Consider the following 3,015-nt stretch of genomic DNA (forward strand, 5'->3'; position numbering starts at 1 on the left):
ACCAGTGCGAGCTGATGTTCCTCTAGTTGGGATTGTCTCTCGCTTGACCCGCCAAAAAGGTTTTGATGTTGTGGTAGAAAGTTTGCACCGTTTCTTACAGGAGGACGTTCAAATAGTCCTTTTAGGTACAGGTAACCCAGCTTTTGAACATTCCTTCTCATGGTTTGCTCAAGTCTATCCAGACAAGCTATCAGCAAATATCACTTTTGACGTCAAGCTCGCTCAAGAAATTTACGCAGCTTGTGACCTTTTCCTCATGCCGAGCCGTTTTGAACCATGTGGCTTGTCACAAATGATGGCTATGCGCTACGGAACTCTACCATTGGTTCATGAGGTTGGCGGACTAAGAGATACAGTTCAATCCTTCAATCCGATCGAGGGAACTGGTACTGGATTTAGCTTCGACAATTTAACACCTTACTGGCTCAACTGGAGTTTCAAAACAGCCTTAGATGTTTATAAGTACCAGCCAGACGTTTGGAGAAATCTACAAAAACAAGCAATGGAATGTGATTTTTCATGGGATACAGCTTGCCAGTCTTACCTTGACTTGTACCATAGTCTAGTCAACTAATAGATAAAATCGTATGATTCTTTCATACGATTTTTGGGCTGTTTAGAAAAGAGGAGAAGTGATGACTCAAGTAATGGGGCTCTGTGTTATGGATGTTGACGGCACCTTGATAGCAGAGGAAGTGATTGATCTTCTGGGAAGAGAAGCTGGTTGCGAAGCAAAAATATCGCAGATTACAAGCCAGGCAATGCGAGGTGAATTGGACTTTGAAACAAGCTTACGAGCAAGAGTGGCTTTGTTAAAAGGTCTTCCGATTTCAGTCTTTGATACTGTCTTCAAATCCATTCACCTGTCCAAGAATGCTCAAGAATTTATCTCCATACTTCAAAACAAGAGCATGCTAGTAGGTCTAGTGTCTGGTGGATTTAGTCCGATTGTTGAGAGACTAGCAAAATCCCTTGGTATCTCCTATTTCACTGCTAACCAGTTGGAAGTCAAAGACGGCTTTTTAACTGGAAAATTAGTTGGTGAAATTGTGACAGGTCAAGTAAAAAAAGCTACTCTTGAGATTTGGAGAACGGAATTAGGACTTTCCAAAGAAAGAACGATTGCCATCGGTGATGGTGCCAATGACCTCTTGATGTTAAAGTCAGCAGGTCACGGAATAGCCTTTTGTGCCAAGGAGGTAGTAAAAGCTGAGATAGCTTGTCATGTAGATACGAGGGATCTTTTAGAAGTTTTGCCATGGATTGATTTCTTAGAATGAGAGGGAACTATGAAAATTGTAATTGCACCTGATTCTTTTAAAGAAAGTTTGACAGCAGAAGAGGTCGCTCAAGCTATAAAAAAAGGCTTCAAACAGTCAATAGCGGATGTAGAATGTCTGCTCTGTCCTGTTGGTGATGGTGGGGAAGGAACTGTGGATGCGATTCGATATTCTCTTGAGCTAGAAGAAAAATGGCAAGAGGTTACGGGACCTTTTGGTCTTAAAGAAGCAATGCGCTACTTTCAAAAAGATCAAATAGCGCTCTTTGAAGTTGCTGACTTGGTTGGTCTTGGAAAGATTCCCCAAGAGAAACGAAAACCTCTTCACATCCAAACCAGAGGTATTGGAGAGTTGATTCGCCATCTCATTAATCAAGGGATGAAAGAAATCTATATCGGAGTTGGTGGTACGGCAAGTAATGACGGTGGGATAGGTATTGCTGCTGGTTTAGGTTATCGTTTTTATGATAAGAAGGGAAAAGAATTGCCTGCTTGCGGTCAGACTTTGCTTGAGTTCGAGTCAGTTTCCATAGATGACCTATATAGGATTCCTGAAGATGTGAAAATCCGCATTTTAGCAGATGTCGTGAGCCCTTTATGTGGTCATCAAGGAGCAACCTATACATTTGGAAAACAAAAGGGCTTAGATTCTGGTTTATTTGAAAAAGTAGATCTGGCTATACAGCGATTCTATGAAAAATTCTCACCTTCAACCCTTTCTTTGAAGGGAGCAGGAGCTGGTGGTGGCATTGCTGCTGGACTCTGTGCCTTTGCTGAGGCCAGTATTGTATCTGGAATTGACACTTGTTTGGACTTGATAGACTTTGACAAGCGGGTTGAAGATACTGACTTGGTTATCGTTGGAGAAGGGAGACTGGACAGTCAAAGCTTTGTTGGAAAAGCTCCGATCGGAGTAGCAAAAAGAACCCCTAATGGAGTTCCTGTTATTGCTATTTGTGGTAGTCTTGCTGATGATTTACCTTCCCTACCATTCGAAAATATACAAGCAACCTTTTCTATTTTAGAAAAAAGTGAACCTTTGGAAGACAGTCTAAAAAATGCAAGACTCTATTTGGAGCACACAGCAGCTAATGTTGGTCGTTTATTAAATATGAGAAATCATTAACCAAACCATTTTTTCCAGATGGATTTTTTAGGTGGCTCTACCTTTTTCTCCTCCCAGAGGTTTGAGAAAGCAAGTCTAAGGTCTTTTTCGTCTACTTGAACAGGTTCATTTGTATGAATGACAAGACCAAAAGGAGAGGTGATATGATCGTCTGAAACAATAGTCGCCTGACAGTTGCTTTCCTTTGCTTGTTTTAAGTAAAAGACCTGTTTGTCAAACTCGATATTTGGTGAAATCTTCACAAAAAGTGCCTCAACCTTTTCTTGAAAACCCTCTAAAATAGAGAAAAATCCATGTTCTAATTCAGAACTATTGGCAGTACTGATATCCGCGTAGCCAAGAACTCTTTCCTCGAAAGTCCCGAGATAGCGGCGTTGTTCGTCAGGGTTTAATTTCGGCCCACCGTGAGCTTTTTCTAGTAGTTGTTTTGATAAATCTGTCATAAAAACAGTATATCACAAAAATCGCAAGAAAACAGACAAAAGAAAGCGATTACTTTATAAAGTTAAGGAAAATTTGCACAAAGATAACGTTTTTTCTTGAAAAACGCTTATTTTTAAGGTATCATAGAGGTGTAAAAAATTTAACTCAAAGGAGAGTAAAAAATGTC

At 40.4% G+C, this 3,015-nt stretch carries 4 protein-coding genes; 3 read left to right on the top strand and 1 reads right to left on the bottom strand.

The window, feature by feature from the left end:
• The 3 genes from SORDD24_RS02570 to SORDD24_RS02580 form a co-directional block, all read left to right on the top strand.
• On the top strand, positions 1-574 hold a 574-nt coding region (locus tag SORDD24_RS02570), incomplete at its 5' end, for a glycogen synthase (RefSeq protein ID WP_155720119.1).
• Positions 575-635: 61 nt separating this feature from the next.
• A complete protein-coding gene (gene serB / locus SORDD24_RS02575) occupies positions 636-1,280 on the top strand; it encodes a phosphoserine phosphatase SerB (RefSeq protein WP_061407159.1) in 645 nt (214 codons plus the stop codon).
• 9 nt (positions 1,281-1,289) lie between these two features.
• Complete coding sequence (locus tag SORDD24_RS02580) at positions 1,290-2,405, top strand: glycerate kinase (protein WP_061407161.1); 1,116 nt, start codon at positions 1,290-1,292, stop codon at positions 2,403-2,405.
• Here the strand turns inward: SORDD24_RS02580 and SORDD24_RS02585 are convergent.
• Complete coding sequence (locus SORDD24_RS02585; protein WP_061407163.1) at positions 2,402-2,848, bottom strand: DUF1694 domain-containing protein; 447 nt, start codon at positions 2,846-2,848, stop codon at positions 2,402-2,404. The genes SORDD24_RS02580 and SORDD24_RS02585 overlap by 4 nt on opposite strands.
• Between the last annotated feature and the right edge of the window lie 167 nt (positions 2,849-3,015).

The organism is Streptococcus oralis (assembly GCF_001579175.1).
Classification (GTDB): Bacteria; Bacillota; Bacilli; order Lactobacillales; family Streptococcaceae; genus Streptococcus; species Streptococcus oralis_O.